At 57.4% G+C, this 22,302-nt stretch carries 16 protein-coding genes and 1 pseudogene; 5 read left to right on the plus strand and 12 right to left on the minus strand.

Going from position 1 to position 22,302, the window contains the following annotated elements:
- The 4 genes from IQ273_RS05320 to pilM all read right to left on the minus strand — a co-directional run.
- Positions 1–311 (minus strand): AMIN domain-containing protein (locus IQ273_RS05320; protein WP_194022135.1); only part of this gene is annotated, 311 nt, incomplete at its 3' end.
- Between the two features lie 111 nt (positions 312–422).
- The gene (locus tag IQ273_RS05325) at positions 423–1,343 is read right to left on the minus strand and encodes a hypothetical protein (protein ID WP_194022136.1); all 921 of its coding nucleotides are present in this window, start codon (positions 1,341–1,343) and stop codon (positions 423–425) included.
- Complete coding sequence (locus IQ273_RS05330; protein ID WP_194022137.1) at positions 1,340–2,119, minus strand: PilN domain-containing protein; 780 nt, start codon at positions 2,117–2,119, stop codon at positions 1,340–1,342. Before IQ273_RS05330 ends, IQ273_RS05325 begins: the two co-directional genes overlap by 4 nt.
- 2 nt (positions 2,120–2,121) lie before the next feature.
- Positions 2,122–3,222, minus strand: a complete 1,101-nt coding sequence (gene pilM / locus IQ273_RS05335; RefSeq protein ID WP_194022138.1) for a type IV pilus assembly protein PilM — start codon at positions 3,220–3,222, stop codon at positions 2,122–2,124.
- 415 nt (positions 3,223–3,637) lie between these two features.
- Here pilM and purT point away from each other — a divergent pair, with 415 nt between their 5' ends.
- Both purT and IQ273_RS05345 read left to right on the plus strand, forming a co-directional pair.
- A complete protein-coding gene (purT, locus tag IQ273_RS05340; RefSeq protein WP_194022139.1) occupies positions 3,638–4,846 on the plus strand; it encodes a formate-dependent phosphoribosylglycinamide formyltransferase in 1,209 nt (402 codons plus the stop codon).
- A gap of 267 nt (positions 4,847–5,113) precedes the next feature.
- Entirely contained in the window at positions 5,114–6,391 is a 1,278-nt protein-coding gene (locus tag IQ273_RS05345; RefSeq protein ID WP_194022140.1) for an ABC transporter substrate-binding protein, read from the plus strand.
- 32 nt (positions 6,392–6,423) lie between these two features.
- On the opposite strand, the gene IQ273_RS05350 is transcribed toward IQ273_RS05345, so the two are convergent.
- The 4 genes from IQ273_RS05350 to nrdJ all read right to left on the minus strand — a co-directional run bounded on the left by IQ273_RS05350 (position 6,424) and on the right by nrdJ (position 11,926).
- Positions 6,424–7,344, minus strand: coding sequence for an aminoglycoside phosphotransferase family protein (locus IQ273_RS05350; protein ID WP_194022141.1), 921 nt, complete (start codon positions 7,342–7,344; stop codon positions 6,424–6,426).
- A 38-nt stretch (positions 7,345–7,382) separates the two neighbouring features.
- Positions 7,383–7,748 carry a hypothetical protein gene (locus IQ273_RS05355; RefSeq protein WP_194022142.1) on the minus strand — a complete coding sequence of 122 codons (366 nt, stop codon included), beginning with the start codon at positions 7,746–7,748 and terminating at the stop codon, positions 7,383–7,385.
- A gap of 138 nt (positions 7,749–7,886) precedes the next feature.
- Entirely contained in the window at positions 7,887–9,569 is a 1,683-nt protein-coding gene (gene hpsL, locus IQ273_RS05360; RefSeq protein ID WP_313898024.1) for a hormogonium polysaccharide biosynthesis protein HpsL, read from the minus strand.
- Positions 9,570–9,742: 173 nt separating this feature from the next.
- The gene (gene nrdJ / locus IQ273_RS05365; RefSeq protein ID WP_194022143.1) at positions 9,743–11,926 is read right to left on the minus strand and encodes a ribonucleoside-triphosphate reductase, adenosylcobalamin-dependent; all 2,184 of its coding nucleotides are present in this window, start codon (positions 11,924–11,926) and stop codon (positions 9,743–9,745) included.
- A 394-nt stretch (positions 11,927–12,320) separates the two neighbouring features.
- Here nrdJ and IQ273_RS05370 point away from each other — a divergent pair, with 394 nt between their 5' ends.
- Entirely contained in the window at positions 12,321–12,500 is a 180-nt protein-coding gene (locus IQ273_RS05370) for a DUF4278 domain-containing protein (protein WP_194022144.1), read from the plus strand.
- A gap of 249 nt (positions 12,501–12,749) precedes the next feature.
- On the opposite strand, the pseudogene IQ273_RS05375 reads toward IQ273_RS05370, so the two are convergent.
- The 4 genes and pseudogenes from IQ273_RS05375 to IQ273_RS05390 form a co-directional block, all read right to left on the minus strand.
- Positions 12,750–14,363, minus strand: a pseudogene (locus IQ273_RS05375) (B12-binding domain-containing radical SAM protein).
- Positions 14,364–14,657: 294 nt separating this feature from the next.
- On the minus strand, positions 14,658–16,115 hold the full coding sequence (locus IQ273_RS05380) for an ATP-dependent DNA helicase RecQ (protein ID WP_194022145.1): 1,458 nt from the start codon (positions 16,113–16,115) through the stop codon (positions 14,658–14,660).
- A 138-nt stretch (positions 16,116–16,253) separates the two neighbouring features.
- Entirely contained in the window at positions 16,254–17,036 is a 783-nt protein-coding gene (locus IQ273_RS05385; RefSeq protein ID WP_228052390.1) for a hypothetical protein, read from the minus strand.
- A gap of 344 nt (positions 17,037–17,380) precedes the next feature.
- Entirely contained in the window at positions 17,381–18,328 is a 948-nt protein-coding gene (locus tag IQ273_RS05390; protein ID WP_194022169.1) for a serine hydrolase, read from the minus strand.
- Between the two features lie 247 nt (positions 18,329–18,575).
- Between IQ273_RS05390 and IQ273_RS05395 the strand changes: the two genes are divergently transcribed.
- Both IQ273_RS05395 and IQ273_RS05400 read left to right on the plus strand, forming a co-directional pair.
- Positions 18,576–19,334, plus strand: coding sequence for a dienelactone hydrolase family protein (locus tag IQ273_RS05395; RefSeq protein ID WP_194022147.1), 759 nt, complete (start codon positions 18,576–18,578; stop codon positions 19,332–19,334).
- 295 nt (positions 19,335–19,629) lie between these two features.
- Positions 19,630–22,197: an adenylate/guanylate cyclase domain-containing protein gene (locus IQ273_RS05400; protein ID WP_194022148.1), complete on the plus strand. Its 2,568-nt coding sequence runs from the start codon at positions 19,630–19,632 to the stop codon at positions 22,195–22,197.
- Positions 22,198–22,302: the final 105 nt, after the last annotated feature.

Raw genomic sequence — 22,302 nt, forward strand, 5'->3', positions numbered from 1 at the left:
CTGTTGGCATCAAGGGGCACCACCGAGACCTGAGTAATGCCAGGGGCGGGGTTAGCCTGGGTAAAACTGCCGCCATTGGGCAGGTTAAGCTGAGCGCGGGTAATGTCGGCAACCAGGCTATTGCCCTGGTTCACCGTAAAGATGTTGCTGTTGTCACCACCTTCCGTTTCAAACACCAGATCAAGACCGGTGGCGGTGGGGTTGAGGCGGACATTGGTAATACTGGTCACTGAGGCGAGGCTAGGCTGGGCGGCCAGGGCAACCAGGGCGCTACCAAGCAAAATCGGGTGCAGGTTCATCAGGCGGTTCACGGTTCACTCCTCCATCACAGATGCGGCAGGGCCGCGCGGGGTTTAACTAGGCTAGGTAGGTAGACTGGGGCCACAGCGGTGGCCATGGAAATTGGGCTCCAAAGGGCTGAATTAACCCCCTTCAGGAGGAGGGACTTCACCTTCAACGGGGGCTTCACCTTCAACAGGGGCCTCGGGGGCTGGTGGCTCAGGTGGCACAGTCGGATCGGCAATGGGTACCAGAACCTCCAGGGTGAAGTCGGTCAGTAGTAGTCGGCTAATCCCTAGAAGTTGCTCTTCAGTAGCACCCTCCGGCGGCGGCGCAATGCTCTGCTGCAAATCTCGAATGACGATGAGTGGCTCTAGACGCTCGATATTGCGCATGATGCTCAGGGTCTGGGGAAACAGCGCCTGCATCGATACATCTACGGTGTAGCGCTCTAGTTTGCCATTCAGCTCAGCTGGGCCATCCTCTTCGGCCAAAATTACCGGAGGGCTGGGGTTAAACCGTAGTAGCTCAGAGGTGTAGAGCTGTCTTTGCAGCTGGGTATCACCCGGAAAGGTAGTTCTAACTCGCTGAATTTGTTCGCGGTTGAGGCCCAGGGCCGCCAGTTGGGCATTGTCGAGGCGGGCTGGGTCGGCCCGCAGCACGTCAGTAATTGCCGCGTTGCTGTTTTGAATTTGCTGGTTGATATCGAGCAACAGCGTATCGACCGTTTGGGAGTCGGCCAACAGGCTGTAAACACCAACCCGCTGATCTAGGACGGTGTTGAGCTCAGCTTGCAGCGAGGCTAAATCTTGCAAGCTGGCCCGCTGTTGGTCTACCTGGGCCTGCTTTTGAGCCACTTCAGCCTCAAGGGCAGCTTTTTGCTCGCGGACAGGCTGGACGACGAAATTGTAGAGGGCAAAGGCCCCCAGTAATCCCAGCACAGCCAAGAGAATCGCCTGTACCTTTGGCGTTAGCTCAACGCCAAAGGCCGTCGGATAGGTTGGCCCTACCTGCTCTAGGCCCTGGTTATCCTCACCGGGAAGGAAGTCTCCTGTGGTAGTCATTCGATCACTCCTCTTTCTCTCAGGGCCCGAAGACGGGTTACTAAACCGACCGTACCCTGGCGCTCTAGCTCATCAATGAGCTGTGAGGCTGGAGTACTGGTGATGTTTGAACCAATGCTGTAGTCGATTAAAAAGTCGGGGTCATCCACAGCGGCACCTGGGCAACGCCCCTGGGTTTGGGGGTCGAGCAGGGTGGGCTGCTGCTGGGCCTGGGTGATGGCCACGGTCTGCGATTGCAGCAGCGGCGATCGCTGCAAGACCAGCGCAAAGTCGTTGATGGCATCGTAGGAGCAAGACACCCCCTCGATCGAAATACCCCCTGCTGGCGGCGGCACTACGCTGGGGTCAACCTCTAGGGGTGCGCCTTCGGTCTGGTTCAGGCTCACGATTTGCACTCGGGCTGGGGTGCGGGTGCGAATATCTTGCAGCAGAGCCGACCAGGGAACGATGTCGTTGAACACCGTCACAAAGGCGTTATTCTCGGCTCGCACGAGGTCTATCTGCTGCTGAATGCCGCTAATTTCCTGGAGCTGACTTTGCAGCGCGGCCGTCTCAGCATCTAGCTCAGCGCTGCGAGCCTGAAGCTGATTGACCTGCCCTCGGGTAACGGCCCAGTAGCCGCCCACCAGCGCCAGCGGTATCAGCGCCGCCGCCAGCCCTAGGTACAGCGGCCTGCGATCGCCCTGAAGTGTCGCCCCACCGCCCCGGGCTCGGGGCCTAGCCTCAAAGACCCGAACTTCGCGGTCTTTGAGAAAATTGATATCGAGACCATACATAGCTATACCTCCCGCAGGCCAAGGCCAATTACTGTTGCCAAGCCGGCCCGCTGACTCTCAGGAATGTCTTCAGCAACATCTAGAGACAGGGCTGAGATCGGGTCGATCTGACTGGCGGGCAGGCTCAGCCGCTGGGCCAGAAACTCGTCAAGCTGACCAATCGATGCCCCTGGCCCGGCCAGCAGCAGCTGAGCAACCTCCATGTCTTCACCCTGGTTGAGATAAAAGTCGATGGAGCGGCGCAGCTCGTCCGAAAGTTCGCCTAGCACCCGCAGCATGGCCGTTGTGCCGGGGTTGCTATTGCCCATCTGAGGCGCGCCCACCGTATCCATGGTTTGAATCGGCACCGTCATACCCTGGAGCAGTTCGGTGTTGCGCGACGGGGGCAAATTCATGGCGCGGCTCAGGGCGCTTTGAATTTGAAAGGTGCCAATGGGAACGGTGCGCGAAAAGTGAGGCACGCCATCGACCACGATCGAAATTTCGGTATTCTCAAACTCAATGTCGACGACGGCGGCGGCCTCCTGGGGAGTAAACTGCCGCAGCTGCTCGCGAATGGTGCGAATCAGCGCAAAGCTGGAGGTTTCGAGCACGTTGAGCATCAGCCCCGCCTGCTGAAACACTTCTATGTAAGGGTCGGTTAGGTCTTTGCGTACCGCTACCAGCAGCACCTGCACCTTCTCAATGCCGTCTTCGTCAACGAAGTAGCCCAGCTTTTGGTAATCGACGTCGGCTTCTTCACGCGGGAAGGGCAGATAGAGACTGGCCTCCTGGTTGAGCACCATTTCCCGCAGCTCTTCGTCGTCTAGCTCAGCGGGCACCGGGATAACGCGAGTAATCGCCCGCCCTGGAATGGCAGTGGTGGCCTGCTTGACCTTGAGCTTGCTTTCAGCCAGCACCGTTTGAATGGCGTCGGCCATGGCGGCGGTGTCTAAAATTTGCCCTTCTTCGTAGATACCCTCGGTCAGTTCTACCGAAGCCAGAGTTTCTAACTTAAGGGCGGTTCCCTGCTTTTTCAGCCGGGCCAGATTGACTTTCTCGGGGGTAAGCTCAATGCCAACCCCCCGAGGCTTGCGACTAAAAATGGCTTTGAGACTATCCACGGCAGTATCCGAAAAACAGGTGGGTAACCGGAAAAGCTACCTGGTTTAACGACAACCAAGCAGACCCAAACGAACTCGTTTTCACCCTTTCCAACCGCCCACTGGAGGTCATCTAGAAAGGATTAAGCGGCTCAGCAATTATCCCTAGGGGAAAAGTGCTAACGAATGGTACACAATTTAATTCAGTTTTTCCACTTTTCTTGTTTAAGCGTCAGTTTTCTAGTCTAAAAGACAGACAAGGACCGAATCTCCTGATCTCGCACCCAATGGTTTCGCCACTGCTCCTGAAGGAATACCGAGCAATCGATAGCTTGGTATCACCAGCGATGTTACACACAATTCTGAAAAGTGAGCACTTAATATTGAGAAATTATTGCTTTGGACTCAACTTTCTTTACCCCTGGAGTAACTGACCATGACTGCCCCCCTGCTGCCCCTGGGCACACCCCTTACTAATAATGCCCAGCGTCTGCTGCTGCTGGGGTCGGGCGAACTGGGCCGCGAGGTCGCGCTAGAGGCCGTGCGGCTGGGGCTAGAGGTAATTGCCGTCGATCGCTACAATCATGCCCCGGCAATGGCGGTGGCCCATCGTCGCCACGTGATCGACATGCTGGATGGCGAGGCCCTGCGGCGGGTGGTGGAGCAGGAGCAGCCGGGGCTGATTGTGCCAGAGGTGGAGGCGATCGCGACCGATACCCTAGTTAATCTAGAAACCGAAGGCTGGCGGGTCATCCCTACAGCCCGAGCCACCCAGCTCACGATGAACCGCGAGGGCATTCGGCGGCTGGCGGCAGAAGACCTGGGCCTCAAGACTTCGCCCTTTCGCTTTGCTGGCACCGAGGCGGAGTATTTAGAGGCGATCGCCGCGATTGGTCTGCCCTGTGTGGTTAAGCCGATTATGAGTTCGTCGGGTAAGGGCCAGAGCACCGTGAAAGAAGAGTCTGAGGTGCTGGCCGCCTGGCGGTATGCGGGAGAAGCGGGTCGGGGCAAGAGCGATCGCGTCATTGTCGAGGGCTTCGTGCCCTTCGATACTGAGATTACGCTGCTGACCGTGCGGGCGAGTGACGGCACCCATTTCTGCCCCCCGATTGGGCACCGCCAAGAGGCAGGCGACTACCGCGAATCGTGGCAGCCCTGCGCTCTGCACCCCGATACATTGGCCGCCTGCCAGGAGATGGCCAAAGCCGTTACCGATGCCCTGGGCGGCTGGGGCCTGTTTGGCGTCGAGTTATTTATTGCTGGAGCACCCGATCAATCCCAGACCGTCTACTTTAGCGAGGTCAGCCCCCGCCCCCACGACACCGGCATGGTAACGATGGTGAGCCAGCACCAGTCGGAGTTTGAGCTGCATGTGCGGGCGATCGCGGGCCTGCCCATTGGCGAAATTACCCTGGTGCAACCGGGAGCTTCGGCGGTAATTTTGGCCCCTGGCCAGAGCGACCATCCTCAGTACTCCGGGTTGGATAAAGCCCTACAGGTGCCCACCAGCAAGGTGCGACTGTTTGGCAAACCCGTGGCCCACCCCAACCGCCGCATGGGCGTGGCGCTGGCGCTGGGCGACACGGTGGAGGAAGCGAAGGAACGGGCGATCGCCAGCGCCAGCGCCGTGCAGGTCATCCTCTAGACGAACAAATTACTTGCTGGATTAGTCATGTAGATCCACCAATGCCGCCCACTTTAAGGGAAAATAAACAACCGTATTGCAGCCATTGATTTCGTTAGGACACTTTGACTGGCGGAATCCTCTGGTAGGGGCCTTGCGGTGCAGTGTCCCTACGTCGAACCTGTCCTAACCGAAAAGACGTTTGCAATACATTAGCTCGTCAGCGCCCCAGGCGTATGGATGAGTGAGGTTAACTGTGTTGCGGTAGCCCCTATCCCTGGAAGTTCCATGAGACTACGCTCCTACGCCCGCTTTGGTTTATTCGCCCTGCTGGGGCTGATGATGAGCTGGTTGGTTGCCTGCGGTAGCCAACCTAGCGCCACCGCCCCAGCCGATGGCAGTCAGGAGGTCGAGTTTTGGACCATGCAGCTCCAGCCCGACTTTACCGACTACTTCAACGGGCTAATTGCCGACTATGAAGCGCAAAACCCCGGTACAACCGTGCGCTGGGTAGACGTGCCCTGGGCCGACATGCAGAGCAAAATTCTCACCGCCGTCACCGCTGGCACGGCCCCAGACGTGGTCAACCTCAACCCCGACTTTGCCGCCCAGCTGGCCAGCCGCAATGCCTGGATGCCGCTGGATGACAACGTACCCGCTGAGGCCAAACAGGTCTACCTACCCAATATCTGGGACGCTAACACCCTCAACGGCCAAAGCTTTGGCATTCCCTGGTACCTGACCACCAACGTCACCCTGCACAATCAGGAACTGTTGGCGACAGCAGGGGTCGAGCCGCCCACCACCTACGCCGAACTGGCCGAGGTGGCCCGCCAGGTGAAAGAAAAAACGGGCAAGTATGCTTACTTCACTACCTTTGTGCCCGAAGATTCTGCCGATGTACTGCAATCGTTTGTGCAGATGGGGGTAGAGCTGGTAGACGACCAGGGCCAGGCCGCCTTCGACACAGACGCGGGCCGCGCCGTCTTTCAGTACTGGACCGACCTCTACCAGCAGGAGCTGCTGCCCCAGGAGGTGCTAACCCAGGGCCACCGCCGCGCGATCGAGCTATTCCAGGCCGGAGAAGTAGCGCTGCTCTCAACCGGGGCAGAATTCTTCCCCACTATCGAGGCCAACGCGCCCGATATTGCCGCCGTCACCGGTAGCGGCCCGCAGATCACGGGCGACACCGGCAAAACCAACGTAGCGGTGATGAATGTAGTGATTCCGGCAGGTACCGACGTGCCCGACGCGGCGATCGATTTTGCCCTGTACGTTACCAACGACGCCAACCAGCTGGCCTTTGCGAAAGCGGCCAACGTGCTACCGTCTACCACCGGGGCACTGGAGGACGGATATTTCGCCGCCGAGGGCACCAAGGGAGTCGAAAAGGCGCGATCGATCAGCGCCGAGCAGATGAACCAGGCCGAAGTGCTGATTCCGGCCATGGATGGCGTTAAGGAGCTGCAAGCTATCATCTACGACAACCTACAAGCCACCATGCTGGGCCAAAAAACGGTGGATCAGGCTGTCAGCGATGCAGCGGCGGCGTGGAACGCCCGATAGGGTGTGTATGTGGGCGGCGTGATCGAGCTTAGCTAAATTCCGCTGTCTCCAGCTGCGGCAATGCGTCTCAGCGTTTGCTCACCGATCATGGCATGCCGGGGGTGATCGACCAGTCCTGTGTCCAGCAGCACCACGCCAAAGAAAATGGCCCATCCCAGGGCTCGTTGCAGGGTAGCCTCAGAGACGGGACCGTAGGCGGCGATCGCCTCTAGCCGCGCATTTCTGTCGCCAAACAGCATCCACACCGTCGCCAGGTCGGTGGCGCGATCGCCCGAGGTGAGGTCGCCCCAGTCGATAATTCCCGTCAGCAAGCCACCTTCAACCAGAATGTTGCGGGGGTGCAGGTCGCCGTGAATCCAGGTGGGTGGGGTGTCGATGGGAGCTACCAGGGCGGCATCCCAGTGGGCCTGAATGGCGGGCGAGATCAGCGCAGTTTTGGTTCTGAGACGATGCAGGCGCTCGACGATCGCCTCAGCCCGCTGCCCCAGCGGCACACCCCGAAAGGGATTGACGGGTGCATTCGGCGGTGCGGGGATGTGCAAGGCGCGCAGAAATTGACCTAGTCGTTTTGCCTGAGCGGGGCGGGGTGGGCTTAAATCGGCGGTGTTGCCTGCGATCCAGGGCAGTATGCTCCACCGCCAGGGGTAGGCCAGAGCAGGCGCGCCCAATCGGTAGGGGGTAGGCACGGCGATCGGCAGTTGCCCAGCAATCTGAGGCAGCCAGGTCTGCTCATGCTCGATTAGGGCAGCGGCAATCTGTCGGCGGGGGAGACGCACCAAGAGTCCATCGCCCAGCCGAAACATGGCATTGTCCCAGCCCGCATCCACTGGGGTAATGGCTAGGTGCGCTAGGTCAGGGTGCTGATAGTGCAGCAGCGCCTGGACGAGGGCGGCGTCAATGGAAACCTCGGCGGCGGGTGTTTGGGCAAGGCATCCTGCGTCATTGAGCGACATGGCTACCTCCTTTGGCCACCTCAACACCCTACAAATGACTACGATTTCATCAGCTGATCGAGAATGGTGCGGGCGGGTTGGGCGCGTTCCAGGGCGGTTTGGTAATCGTTGTAGAGTTTAAGAATTTTTGACAGGCCGCCGATGCCGCCGCGCAGTTCCTCTAGCTCTTCGCCGGAGAGCAGTTCGCCGTCGAGCAGGCGCAGAATGAGGGGCTTGATATCGCCTACATCCTGGCGAGCTTTTTGCAGCTTTTCGACGGTGTTCAGCAGAGTTTTGAGGTCTTTGAACAAATCGTCGATTTGGTCAGAATCTACGGATTCGACCCCGTCTGGCGCGATCGCATCATCCGCTGCCGACATGTCTACTTCGGCCTCTGCCGTTGCGCCATTCTTTACCTGAGCCATTGCCTTGTCTCCCAAGCAACCATCAACGAAGGAAGTATAGCGCACAAGGTTCAGGTGTACTATTACGATTAATCAGCTTAGGTCACGAGTTCACCCCGCTCTGGCCGCGATCGCTGGTTAGATTGGCCGACTCAACGGCTACTCAAAGACAATCGTTTCCTGCTTCTGAAGCTGCTTTTTCTCGCGGGGAGTGAGCTTGCGGCGACGGCTGGCGTCCTCTAGGCGCTGCTGCAAGCGCTCTTTTTGGTCAATCTCGGGCAGCTTCAGCACAATGCCTGCCGCCAGCCAGTAATACACATTCACCGGATCCACATCCAGCGGGTAGTAGTAGGGAAAGATGCTGATAAACAGCACAAACACCCACATTGACGCGCCGTAGCCTCGCAGGTTGGGGTCTTTGATCGAGCGGTAGGCCTTGAAGGTGGCGATCGTAAGGCCGAGGTAAACCGCCAGGGTGGCCAGCAGCCCTAGGGGACCAATCTCGTAGAGCAGCTTGGGATGATAGGTTTCGACCAGCTCGGTTTTGCCAAAAATGCGGGCGGCATTGGTAGCGCGACCTACCCCTCGGCCCAAAATGCCCTCCTGCTGGTTTTGAGCCCACTGAAACTGCTGCAGGATAAATTCGTGGGGTGGCGAGGCGTCCCAACGGCTCTGGAAGCTAGCCAACCGCTCGCTGACCACTACCGGGTTTTGGGCCATAAACACCGTCAAAATGACGGCCAACCCAATGCCCACCGGCAAAAACCGCTTCAGGTTGGCCACCTGCCCAGTGAGAATTAGCAGACCCACAATCGTGACAGGCACCAGGGCTAGAGCAATGCGCTGCCCCGACACCACAGCCATTACCCCGACCGCCGCCAGCGAAACCAGGCCGACGATGCGCCAGATCGGGCTGCGATCGCTAAAGGCTGTACCAAAGGCAAAAAAGCCGCTGGAGATTAAAAACCAGCCCCACTGCCAGGGCGCATTAAAGGTGCCCGGCAGCCGAATCTGCCCCTGGGAGGGCGCATACAGCAGCGACCCGCCCACAAAACAGCGAGCCTGTAGCGAGGCTTTAAACAGGTCTTCGCCCTCGCCAATGGTGCCGGGGCAAACCCCGGTTTTGAGCATGAGAAACTGCATTAACCCTAGCCCGCAGCAGACTAGAATGAGCACCACTTGGAGGCGCAGCAGAAAGTACACGTCTTCGCGATCGCGCAGCAGATAGTAAATGCACGGAATAATCAGCACGTAGCCGATCAGCACCTTCAGCCCCAGCACGCCAATTAGCATGGGCACTTCTCCCCCTGCGGCATCGAGCTGTTGTCCGCCATTGACCACCAGCAGGGTAAGGCTGCACAACCCCAGCAGCACCATCAGCGGAATTTTGATCATTCGAGGCATGATCAGCGGCTGTCGGGTGCGGCGGCAAAACTGCATGACCCCAATTAGCGCCGGTATGTAAATGGCATCCTTAGCCAACTGCAAAATACCGCTACCCCCCAGCGCGTAGACCACGGTGCCGCTAAAGGGCACGTAGATAATCAGTCCATAAATGGCCTGGCGCGGATATTTGAAGGAGAGGGCGAGACAGGCGATCGCCACCACCGCCGCCAACCCCAGCTTGGGTTCGCCCAAGATCGCCAGCAGCACCCCAATCAGTCCAGCCGCAAACAGCGTAGCTGACAGGTATTGAATCAGTGCCTTACGCGCCTTTTGGGCCTGGCGCTTCTGCGCCCGCGCTTCTTTGCGGCTGAGCGGAGCCGCTTGATCGGCTCCGCTCGCTTTCTTTTTGCCTCGCGGCCGGGGCACGCTGACCTGGGGCTGGGGAGTATCTACCACGGCACGATCGAATGAGGGCCACTGCCAGGGTAGCCTCTGAACTGAGGATTCTGCCTGGCAACGTGTCGTAACTAAATCAACCGCCGCAATAAAACGATAAAAAAGAGGTGCCTGAATAGGTAGGCACCCCTTTCGCTATCTCTCTATTCCTACCCCCTCGTACTCAGGCCAACCTAGTCGGGCTTTTGCTCCGGCATCATGCACTTGTCGGAGTCACAGCCCGCCGGGCCAGCCTCGATCACCTCGCCCGCATCGTAGCGCGACAGGGCGGAGTGGAAGTTGTCGGTGCCGCGCCGGGCTTCTAACTGCTGTTTTTGAGCCTCAAAGGTCGCTTTATCGATAGGCTCAAAAGGCAGACGGGGGAAGGTTTGCAGGTCGTCGAATCGGGCCAGCAGGGCGGCAGAGATATAGCCCTCATCGTTTTGGATCACCTCGTAGATGCGCTCGGCCAGCGACTCTAGCTCGGGTTCGCGAAACTCGATCGTGGCGGAGGTATTGTGGGTGGTGTAGTGCTTCTGCACCTGCATATAGAAATCAAACTGAGCCGCCGCCGAGAATTTTTCGATCGCAATTTCGTCCGCTCCAGGCAGGTTAGCCCAAGGCACTTCAACCGGAATTTCGACCAGCCACTCGGTGCAGCGAGGGTCGAAGGGGTCGTTGAGCAAACCGCCGTTCTCGTCCTTATCCGACTGGGATGGCACGATGGTATAGCCGTAGTCGATACAGGCCATAGCCACGGGGTCATTTTTGCGAAAGGTGATGCGGCGAATGAAGCGCTGAGCCTTGGGGGGGTGCCAGCCGGGGCTAGCGCCAGTCAGCAGCGACTTGGTGCCCGCAGGCTGTACGGTGGTGCAGCGGTTGGGGCACACCAGACCGTGGCGATCGCAGTACTCACCCACTACCCGGTGCACAGTATCTTTCCAGCGGGTCAGGTACTCTTCTTCTTTAGCTTTGAAATCTAGCCCTGGCATGGTGTTGGGGCGACCTGCCTCCCACCAGCGCAGCCACTCGACCCCAAAGGCATTGACGAAGAAGTCAAACAACCCGGTAAAAGAGACGCCGACGATCGGGTCTTCTAATCGAGACTGCTGGTAGCGAGGCTCCTGGAACTGGTGGTTGAGCAGCACCGCTACAGATAGCGCCGCCGCCGTGAAGGCGTCTTCTTGGTCCTTCAAGTTTTCAGGGTTGAGCTGGTTGAGGTGTACCTCAGCGAGGTTGCAGTGAAAGTTGGATCCAATTATCTCGCCGCAGGGGTTGAGACCGTAGCGATCATCCGCTCCGGCCCGCTTTTTCGCTTCCCCGGCCCACTGGATTGCGCCTTCGCCCGAGTAGAACTGCTTGCGCACCGAATCCACGCAGTCTTGCAAGCTGGGCTTGGTGTGAAACACGCGGGTATGGTTAGCCATGCGCAACACATCGCGCTCGGGGTCGATGCGCCAGTTGCCCTCAGCGTCCTGCTGCCAGAGATTGTCTTTGGCGTTGGCGGCCAGGTCGTCAGCGCTGTCGAACTGCCTCATGCCCGCAGATCTTCGAATATTGCCGGCCACCACGCAGGCGGCGGCTTCGTCGATTAGCAGGCAGCACTCGACCGAGTTGAGCTGGCGACCGTGAGCTTTTTTGAGAATGGTGGCGCAGCGATCGTAGAGCAGCGATAACCGGACGGGGTTGGCGACGCCGCCAAAGCCCTTGAGCTTTTCGCCTGCGGGGCGCACGTCGCGCAGATCGATGGTGACGTTGACATCGCCAGCAAAGCTCTCATCGGTAGAAAGCTCTAGCAGGGTTTCGTAGGATTTTACCCAGCCCTGGCGGCTGTCGCCCACGCGAATGGTGACCTGGTCACCGTCGATCGCCACGTCGGTGACTTCGCGGCGATCGGCCACAGGGGTTTCGCCAATGTCGCCCGCCATAGTGACGATTAGGCGGTTGCGAATAGCAGGGATTTGGCTAATGTATTTGGGTTCTAAAATTGCCCCGGTGCCGCAGCCCATCATGGCCAGATCCATCATCAGGCCGAAGGCACGCCAGTCAACCACATTGGTGCTTGTGCAGTTGTAGGCTCCCGAAAAATTCTCGGGCTGCTTGCTCCAGGCGGTGCCGCCCACCCACAGCCAGCGACCCGAGGGTAAAGCTTTAACCTGGCGCTGCATGCGGTTGAGTAGGGCGGTTTCGTCAGGAGTGAGGTGGCCCAGTTCGACTAGGCCCGCTAGGGTGCGATCGCACACCTGATCCCAGGTTTCGCGCTGCCCCTCCACCACCTCACCCCGGCGGCTGTAGGTGCGGTAAAACACAGGAAACGCCGCTGGTGCTGCCTCAGGGAATGGCCCCTGCTGCCGGGTACGGGGAAGTTCTTGAACCATGGGATCAGCCTTTTACTAGCGAGAGAGGACGTAGATTCAGTGCGTTATCAAACACTGTGCTATCAAATCAGTGCGTTGTCACCCAGACCGGGTGCGAAGAAACCGCATGAATCGGCAGAATCTTAGCCCAAGTTCAGCGGATCGCCCCAATGGTCGATCATCATAACGGATTATTTTCAGATGTAGTGTTCGAAAATCAACTTTCCGCTAGATTTAGCGCTACATCTGGGACGGCGACGGCCATCGCCTGAACTGCCAGGATCCTCTCAGTTTTCTCAGCCAGCCCTTAATACCCCCTCAGATGACCGTCAGGATGCGTTTAGGAAGGTGGCAGAAGATAGCCACAGGCATCAATCAGTTGATGCCTGCATAAATTGTTTGAGGAGACCTCACTATGCGCCTCTCTTTCCTAGGCCAGTCCTACGCCACATCACCGCCTACCGTTGAGACAATTCCCAGCCTCGATACGCTTGTCTTCCTAGGGGTGTCTTACCCTGGCAGGCAGTTGAGTACGGCAACTCAGCCGCGATCGCCCGAAGCCTACACCTACCGGGGTCATCGCTATACTCGGTAATATCCTGCAGCGAAATTGGGCCTTTGGGCTGAGGCCAGCTCAAAAGCCCGGTTTTCTGCAACCCGTTCTTCAATAGCTCAGTTCTTTCCCCTGTTTAGCACCCAGGAGATTACCCATGGAACGCGTTTGTTGGGAAGATTTTAAACACAAGTATGGAACCCATGATCAGCTCAAAGCCTGGGCTGAGTATCAGCGAGCCTACCAGCGGTGGCGGCAAGCAAAGCTGAACGCTACTCGGCTTGAGCAGACCTATGCTGATGGCACAGCTACTGACTCCGCGATCGCCGCTGCCGTATCAGTCTGCCGCTTCGCTTCCAGGTAGGCGGCCAGCTGCTCCTCAATGTTTTGCCGCACGATCTGGCGGAAGTCGAGGAAGTGCTCGGCCTGGGCACAGACTGAAATATAGTTGGCCGTCACCGCCGGGTAGCGCCGCAGCATAGTCGCTAGGTTGAGCCAAAACCGCAGACGAGTTTTACGCAGAATCCCCTGCCGCCACACCACGATTAGAAAAGCACGAATCGTGATCCAGTTGATATCAGGGGCACCAGCCGAAACAGTGCGGTTTTTGTAGTTGCGCTTTTGGGCCTCGCCCAGCATTAAAAAGTGGCGGAAGGTGCGATTGAGTACCGTCAGCGGGTCATAGAGATCCCAGAAGACCTGAATGTATTCTTCGGTGATTTCTTCAATGGGCCGCGTGGGCACAAAGTTCATCAAGGTGGTCTGGTTGATGTCGGCGCTCTTGCCCAGCAGTCGACCTTCTTTCTCCAGGCGATGCCAGAGGGCGGTGTCGGGCAGGGCTTGCAGCATACTTACCAACGCGGTGGGAATGGCGGTTTGCTCAACGAATTCGTAGATGCGCCGACCGGCCCCCGACTTTTCGCCATCGAAGCCGACGATGAGCCCCGCCATCACCCGTAGCCCTGCATTGGCGATCGAAATGACCGACTCCGAGAGGGGGTCGCGCATATTTTGAAATTTTTTGGTCATGTTCAGGCTGTCGTCGTCCGGGGTTTCAATGCCCAAAAAGACGGTGCCGAAGTTGCAGTCGACCATCATCTGCATCAGTTCTGGATCTTGGGCCAGATCCACCGATGCCTCGGTGGCAAAGGAGAAGGGATAACCGTGCTCCTCCATCCAGGGTTTCATCGCTTTGAGCAGCAGTTTGACGTTGCGCTTGTTGCCGATAAAGTTGTCGTCGACCATAAAAATGCTGCGCCGCCAGCCCAGGTCGTAGAGGCACTGCAGCTCGGCCAGCAGCTGCTCGGGCGCTTTGGTACGGGGTTTGCGCCCGTAGAGCACAATAATGTCGCAAAACTCGCACTGAAAGGGACAGCCCCGCGAGAACTGTACCGACATCTCGGCGTAGGCGTCCATCTCTAGCAGGTCGTAGCGAGGCACGGGGGTGCTGGTAACATCGGGCTTTTCGCCGCCGGAGCGGAAGGTGCCGCGCTGGTCGCCCCGCTCCACCGCCTCCACAAACATGGGTAAAGTAATCTCGCCTTCATCCAGCACCAAAAAGTCGGCCCCAGCGGCTTCCGACTCCTGGGGTATGGCGGTGGGGTAAGGACCACCCACCGCCACCAGCTTGCCGTAGTGCTTGGCCGTTTGCACAACGTTCAAGAAGTCTGGGCGATGGACAATCATGGCCGAAACAATCACAATGTCAGCCCAGCGCCACTCGTTGTCGCGCACCTCACGCACGTTGCGATCGACCAGTTTATAATTTTAGCTCTGGGGTAATATCGCCGCTACGGTCACTAGCCCTAAGGGAGGGAGCTGCGCCTTCAACCCAACCAGCTCCAGAGTTTTATCAAAAGACCAAAAGCTTTTCGGAAAACGTGGATAGACCAGAAGAATGTTCATAGAGACCGTATAGGTACCCTCGCCATGCTAGAGGAGATATCTGAAATAATCAAACGCAACACCTGAAGATCTATACCTTGGGCAGTAGAAAAATATTAAAAAAACTGCTACGCCAACCGACAAGACATCAACTCTTCTAATTTAGATCGGCGGACAAAATGAGGCTCTAGAGTCTAAGCATCAAGAGGAGTTTTTGATGCCCTGACGATCAGACGGAAGACAGCGACAATTGTTCGATTACCGATCGCGCGATCGCGAAATATCTCAGCATGAGAATCGCCCTCAGTGGCGGCGCTAACGCCTGCCGATCGCGCGATCGCAGTTGTCACAGTGCCCACAGCTGTCCATGCGCTGAGCCTCGGTGCGAAAGCCAAAGGCGACCAATAGCCCCTGCCAGCGACACTGGCGGCTGTGCAGAAACTGGTGCATCTGCTGGCTAGCTGACTCCTGCATCTCTGAAGACTGTTGAGACGTTGCGGTGAGCTGATAGTGAAATGGGCTAACCCACTCTAGCTGCCCTACACTGTGCAGCCACGATAGGGAAATGGCCCCATGCTCAAACTGCTGGCTGATGTCGCGGACATCTCCACTGGGCGGAATCTGGCTCACCAAGCGCTGGGCCTTTTGCTGTAGCGCCTGGGTTTGAGCCTCGAAAAACTTGGCCCGCTGGCGATCGCCCGGTTCCAGCCAGCCCGTCGGCTCGCTCACCAGGGTCAGCGCCTCGGCGGCGTTGCCGTCACGTCCGGCTCTCCCCACCTCCTGTACGTACTCGGTAATGGTGCAGGGGGCCTGATAATGTACAACCCAGCGGGTATTGGACTTGCTGATCCCCATACCAAAAGCTGAGGTACAGACGACGAACTGGAGCCGGTCGGCCATCCAGTCGGCTTCAATTTGGCGGCGATCGCGGCTGCTTAACCCAGCATGGTACGGCGCTACCCGATAGCGATCTGCCAACTGTTTGGCCAGAGCCTCGCTATCTCGGCGGGTGCGCACGTACACCAACCCTGCCTGGCCAGAATGCTGCTGCAAATAACGCCGCAGCGAACCTTTGCGCTGCCCCTCACTGACCACCGCCTTAATGTGCAGATCGAGGTTGGGGCGATGGGGATTGAGCCGCACCACCTGGGGCGACTGGAGCTGCAAGACATCCTTCAAAATGTTTTGGGCTGCGGGGTCGGCGGTGGCGGTAAAGGCCGCGATCGGCAGCGTGCTGCCCGCTGGGCGACAGGCTAAGAGCGCCTGTCGTACTGCCCCCAACCGCCGGTAGGCCGGACGGAAGGTCTCACCCCATTGCACTAAACAGTGGGCTTCATCCAATATCAGCCCGTTGAGGCGCAGGCTGGGCTGGCACAGCCGTTCCCACACGGGTGAGCTGAGCAGGGTCTCCGGCGATACGTAGAGCAATCGTAAGGCTTGTTGCTCTAGCGCCTGAAGGGTTTTGCGACGCTGGGGCGGCGGCAGCTGGCTGTGGAGGGTAGCAGCGGGTAGGGCTTTGTCTTGGAGTTCTTGCACCTGATTTTCCATCAGCGCCACTAGAGGCGACACCACCAAGGTCAGGCCCGACTGTAGCAGCGCCGGCAGTTGGAAGCAGACGGATTTGCCCCCACCCGTTGGTAAGACTACCAGCACGTCGCGATGTTCAAGTAATGCTCTAACGATCGCATCTTGAGGCGAACGAAAGTCGCTGTAGCCCCAAATTTGCTGAAAGGCCTGAAGCACCTCGCTCCAGGCCACAGAGTTCTCTGCCATTGCAACATCCTTAAGCTGTGCTTTCAGAATGCCCAAGCAGAAAACAAAGGAGGACCGCTATCGATAGCAGTCCTCCTTTGTTCAAGTATTTAGCTCGGCTTCAGTCAGGTCTCACCAAGCACATATCCCGTTCAGGCCTTAGTCAAAGAAGAAGGGGAAGTTGTAGGCCACGCCGAGGGAAATGCCCAAGGCAAAGCCGCTGGTAACCCGGAAGTTGCTGACGGCATTGAGGGTAAAGTTGCTGGAGATGGGAATATCAGCGCCAGCGTTGAGCAGCAAACCTATGTCACCACTGGTGGGAATCTCAACCCCAATCCCAGCGTAGGGCTGAGCGAGAAAACCACTGTAGGAGATGGTGTTGAAGTTGTAGGTAACCGGAATGGTAAAGCCGGACCGATCGTTGGTGATGGTGGCCCCAGGCCGCACGGAGAAACGGGGACCCAAAGAAATTTTACTGATGATGTTGAAACCAAAGCTAGACAGAGCACTATCGCTGCGATTGCCAATGCCGATATTGCCGCCTACGCCTAGGTAATTTGGGGAGACAGAGACGGTAGTCGGGGTGGCTTGGGCCAGGTCAATAGAGTCGGTAGCTTCGGGGGCCGCTTCAACGGTGGCAGCCAGCAGAGCAGACTCAATGTCGCCAGCGGTAAACAGGTCGTTGCTAGTGATGGGAGCTTCCTCAGGCAGCGCTAGCAGGCTTGCTTCGCTAGGAGCAACCTCAGCGGTCTCGATCACATCTACTGTTTCAGCCGCGTCTACGGGCTCAGCTGCTTCTGTAGCTTCTACCACGGCAGGCTCAGCCACCGCTGCGGGAGCGACTTCTGCGGGAATAATTTCTACTTCAGATAGGATATTGTCGGTTAGTTCTAGATCGCTTAGCTGAGTTTGGGCCAGGGCAGGGCTTGTTACACCAGCCACAGCAGCTAAACCCAACGCTAGAGAAACTCGCTTGAGATACGCCATGATTTCGTTCACTCCTCAGATTTTTAACAATCAGGTTTCGTCAGCCTAATGGCGACGATGACGACGTTCGAAACAACCAATCTCGAAATCGTACCGCCGTAGCTAAAGCTAGGAAAACTAAAAACGACCGTTTCCCGGCGCTACGGACCTGCACACCACATTTACCTTTGAATTTGGCTGAATTGTACCATCTTCAACCTAGAGACAAGGCTATGTTGACAACATTTTGCACCTACCTAAGATAGATGCGACTCTACTGAAAGACAGATCAAATCGGGGATCAACCAACCTCTTAAGATTTAGGTCAAAGGTTCAACGCTGGCGATGGTTTGGGTGACCAGACTGGCTAGCCGGGGCAGGATATCGCGATTCTGGCTATGCTCGCGGCCTTCAGTAAAGGCAACTAGCAGACCAGGCCTGCCGTTGGGCAGTTCAAAATAGATAGCATCGTGGCGGACCCTACTGGTATAGCCCGCCTTAGAGTACAGCACAGTGCCGGGAGGCAGGCCTGCCCCTAAAAAGCCGGTAACTTGGTCTTCTTCGCCAGGTTCTGGCAGGCCAGAGGGCAGCGAACGCTGCATTAAGTTGAGCATAGTCTGCGATCGCGCTGCCGAGACAGCCACCCCTCCAGCAATGCTGTGGATTAGCCGAGCCACAGCATTCGTGGAGAGCCGATTGCGATTTTCGTAGTGCTCCCCTACAAAAGCACGTTCCCGGCCATAGGGGCCGTCACCCCAGGGCTTTTGGTTCAGGTTTACGCCAATGAGCTCGGGCCACTGGAGCGACTGAAAGAAACGGTTGACAATGTTGCGCTGATAGCACCAGGTCTCATAGGGGCCAAGGGGTAGTTCTGGACCGCTGGTGGTGCCGCTGAGCATATCGATGACCAGCGACGTCGCGTCGTTGCTAGAGACTACAATCATGTCCTTGAGTGCCCGATCAAGCTCAGCAGAAGGGGGGATCATGCCCTGTTCAAGCCATTCGTGGGCCGCTACCAGATAAAACAGCTTCACCACACTGGCTGGATAGATCTGCTCGACCCCTCGATAGCTAGCTCCGCGCGGCTGACGCTGCCAAAAGTCGGTGGCGCTGAGGGCACCGCCAGTATTGGTAATGTAGGGCGGGTCGTACACCACCCAGGTAACGGCAATTTGAGTAGGCGTAAGGGTAAATTCAGCCCGCACCTGCTCTAGCACCTGGTCGAGAACCGTTTGTAGGGTGGAGTCGAGGGTAAAAAATAGTGTCATGGCCAGCGCCTGTGTCTTAGGTAACCGCTCGTTAATCAAATCATCCTTCACTATCAGTACGACATAGCCGAGGGGATAAGGTAAGAGGTTCCAGGTGTACGGTTCAGGGTTCAAGGCAAGCCTCGACCCGTGAACCTCAAACCGTTAACCTCAAACCGTGAACCTCAACCGTAAGCCGTAAGCCGTAAACCCAAAACTTGATACCTATTCCCCCTCATCCCCCTTGACAAACCTTGGAGGTCAACCTGTGCAAATTCAACGCCGTGACGTGGGTCTTACCGTAGACGATAGCTTGATGCGCCTCTACGTAGCTGAACCGGCTGAGGCGGGTCAGTACCCCGGTGTATTGTTCTATTCAGATATTTATCAACTCGGCGGGCCAATTCTGCGCCTGGCCGATCGCCTGGCGGGCTATGGCTATGTGGTAGCGGCTCCCGAAATTTTTCACCGGCTAGAACCGATTGGCACGGTGATAGAGCCCAACGATATAGGCCGCCTGCGGGGCAACGACGCCGCTCGTCGCACTGAGGTAGCCAATTATGACGCTGACACTGATGCTGCCCTAGATTGGCTGCAAAACCATGCCACCGTCGCTCCTGAAAAGATCGGTACCCTGGGGTTTTGCATTGGTGGCCACCTGGCCTGCCGCGCCGCCCTCAACCCTGGGGTGAAAGCGGCCGTATGCTGCTACCCGACGGGCATTCACAGCGGCAAATTGGGCAAAGATCGAGCCGACACCCTAGAGCGTTTGGGCGAAATCTCGGCTCGACTACTGCTCATTTTTGGGGATCACGATCCCCACGTACCCGCCGAGGGGCGAGATACGATTCTCAATGCCTTAAGAACAGCAGGACGTGAGCCCAAAACCCTGATCTACCCGGCCAACCATACCTTCATGCGCGATGATGGCTACCGCTACGATCCTGCCGCTACCGATGCCGCCTGGACTGAAATTGTGGCCTTTTTGCAGGTGGCTTTTGGCACCGCTGCACTGCCGTTCCCATAGTCTTAAAGTGGGTGGGTATGCTAAGTCGTGGTCAAAGCCAGGGCATTCTGTTCAAATCGCAACGTTTACTGCCCTAGACCTGGGGTATACGGTTAGAGTAATAGGTGTCTAGCGGGTTTGCAGTTGCCTTGGCAGCGTGTTGGCGCTAGAGGAGTAGCCCTCATTTACAGCTCCATTGACACAGTGCCTTTGGCCTGCCGCCAATAGGCTAAAGCCTACACACTTTATAACTACCCAGGCGGCTGACTGCGCCCATTGCTTTCGTTCCCATCTGCCACGCTTGAGTAGGGTTCCTATGGCAACTCAGATCAATGGCCCCTTAGGGCCGGGCAGTGATCATGGCAGCATGATCACTGCGCTGTCTCTGGCTAACCAGCACAGTTCTCTGACTAACCGGGTACGCGATCTGCCGACCCCGCAGTTTATTAGCCTGCTCGACCAAATTACGGCGGAGTTTGAGCATTTTTTGCGTGCTATCGACATGATCAACAACGAGTCGTTGGAGATCATGCTGGAGCAAATCTTAGAAGCCTTTACCCTCAAGATTGGCCAAATTTTGCAGGCCGAGCGTACCACCATCTTCATGGTGGATCACGAAAAGCAGGAGCTGTGGTCAAAAATTGCCCAGGGGGATGGGGAGCGATCGCTCGAAATTCGCGTACCTATGGGCAAAGGGATCTCGGGCTATGTGGCCACCAACGTCACACCGCTAAATATCCCCGACGCCTATGCTGACGAGCGCTTTGACAGCACCTACGACCAAAAGCACGGCTACCGTACTCGCAGCATCCTCTGCATGCCGGTACTGAGCAAAAAGAGCAACAGTATTGTGGCGGTGGTGCAGCTGCTCAACAAGCTCAACAGCACCCCCTTCAACGGTCAAGACGAGCGCCACTTCAAAGAATTCGCCGAATCGCTGGGGGTAATTCTCGAAAGCTGCAATTCCTTCTATATTGCCGCCCGCAACCAGAAGGGGGTCGCCGCCCTACTCAAGGCGATCTCATCGCTGGAGCAAAGCTTAGATTTAGAAAAAACCCTGCAGTCGGTGATGGAAGAGGCCCGCCAGCTCATGCAGGCCGATCGCAGCACCCTGTGGCTGATCGACGACGAAAGCGGCGACCTGTGGTCAAAGGTCAAGTCGGGCGACGGCAAATCGATGATGGAGCTGCGCAATCCTAGAAACAGCGGCATTGTCGGCCATGTAGCCACCACGGGCGAGCTACTGAATATTCCCGACGCCTACCAAGATCCCCGCTTTAACCCCGACCCCGACAAACGCACCGGCTACACCACCCGCACCATTCTCTGCATGCCTGTGTTTGACTCGGGCGGCAGACTGATCGCGGTTACTCAGCTCATCAATAAGGCCCAGGGTACCTTCACCACCTCCGACGAGGCTTTCATGCGAGCCTTTAACATTCAGGCTGGTGTAGCCCTAGAAAATGCCAAGCTGTTTGAGAGCGTACTGGTCGAAAAGCAGTACCAGAAAGACATTTTGCAAAGTCTCTCCGATGCCGTTATCTCCACCGATATGGAGGGCCGCATTGTTACCATCAACGACGCCGCCCTAGAGCTAATTGGCTGCCCCGAAGATACCGACTACAGCCGTAAAATTCGCGATCGCTGGCAATCTGCCCTCCTGCATCGCCCCGTATGGGATGCGATCCCCATCGATAGCCTGCACTTTCGCCTTGAAGACAGCCTAAAACACGGCGCTCGCCACTATGTCCCTGAGCAGAGCCTGCGGGTAGCGGTGGCCCCCGGCCCTGGCACTGGGTTAGACCTCATCTCTGAACTGGCCCTACCCGATCCTGGTCATCCCGAAATCTATCGAGCCTGGGGCAATTTAGCCGCTCCACCAGTGCCAGCCGACCTAGTGCAACGCATCGAGCGCAGCATTAATCTCACCGTCAACCCTCTCACCAATCCCGAGGGCGGCGTGCTAGGCGGTCTGCTAGTGCTCGAAGACATCAGCCAGGAGAAGCGGATGAAGAGCACCCTCTACCGCTACATGACCCCCGGCGTAGCCGAGCAGGTCATGGCCCTGGGCGACGATTTGTTGATGAAAGGCGAGCGAAAAGAAGTCACCGTACTGTTCTCCGACATTCGCGGCTACACCACCCTGACCGAAGATTTAGAAGCCGACAAAGTCGTTGAAATGCTCAACGCCTACTTTGAAACCATGGTGGAGTCGGTGTTTAACTTTGAGGGCACCCTCGACAAATTTATCGGCGACGCGCTGATGGCCGTGTTCGGCGCGCCACTGCCCCTCACCAACCATGCCTGGGCAGCAGTGCAGAGCGCCCTGGATATGCGGCGGCGGTTAGCAAAGTTTAATGCCGAGCGGGGGGTCCTGGGTCAGCCCGAGATCCGCTTTGGCATTGGTATTAGCTCTGGCGAGGTCGTTTCAGGCAACATTGGCTCCCAGCGCAAAATGGAGTATACGGTGATTGGCGATGGGGTCAACCTCAGCTCTCGCCTGGAGGGCGTTACCAAAGAGTACGGCTGCGACATTGTGATCAGCGAATACACCTATGCTCTCTGCGCCGACAAGATTTGGGTGCGCGAACTCGATCGCACCCAGGTCAAGGGCAAGCAGCAGGCTGTCGGCCTCTACGAGCTAATCGATAAATGCGATACCCCGCTCACCCCTGGCACCGAAGAATTTTTAGACCTTTATGCCAAAGCTCGTAGCGCCTATACTTCGATGCGCTTTGACGAGGCCCTGATCCTCTTTGAGCAAGCCCAGCAGATGCGCCCCGACGACAAAGCCGTGGCGGTACACCTCAGTCGAGCCCGCCAGTATCGGCTGCAGCCGCCTCCCGAAGATTGGGATGGGGTTTATATCATGACTACCAAGTGATGCTGCTTCCATAGTGGCGGCTACTGCATTAGCCCCGATCCGGCCTATCTATCGCAGAGGTCGCAAACCCGCTAGGATGTGAGTTGTGTTCATTTTGGACACTTT

Origin of the sequence: Nodosilinea sp. LEGE 07298, assembly GCF_015207265.1 — a bacterium.
GTDB lineage: Bacteria > Cyanobacteriota > Cyanobacteriia > Phormidesmidales > Phormidesmidaceae > Nodosilinea.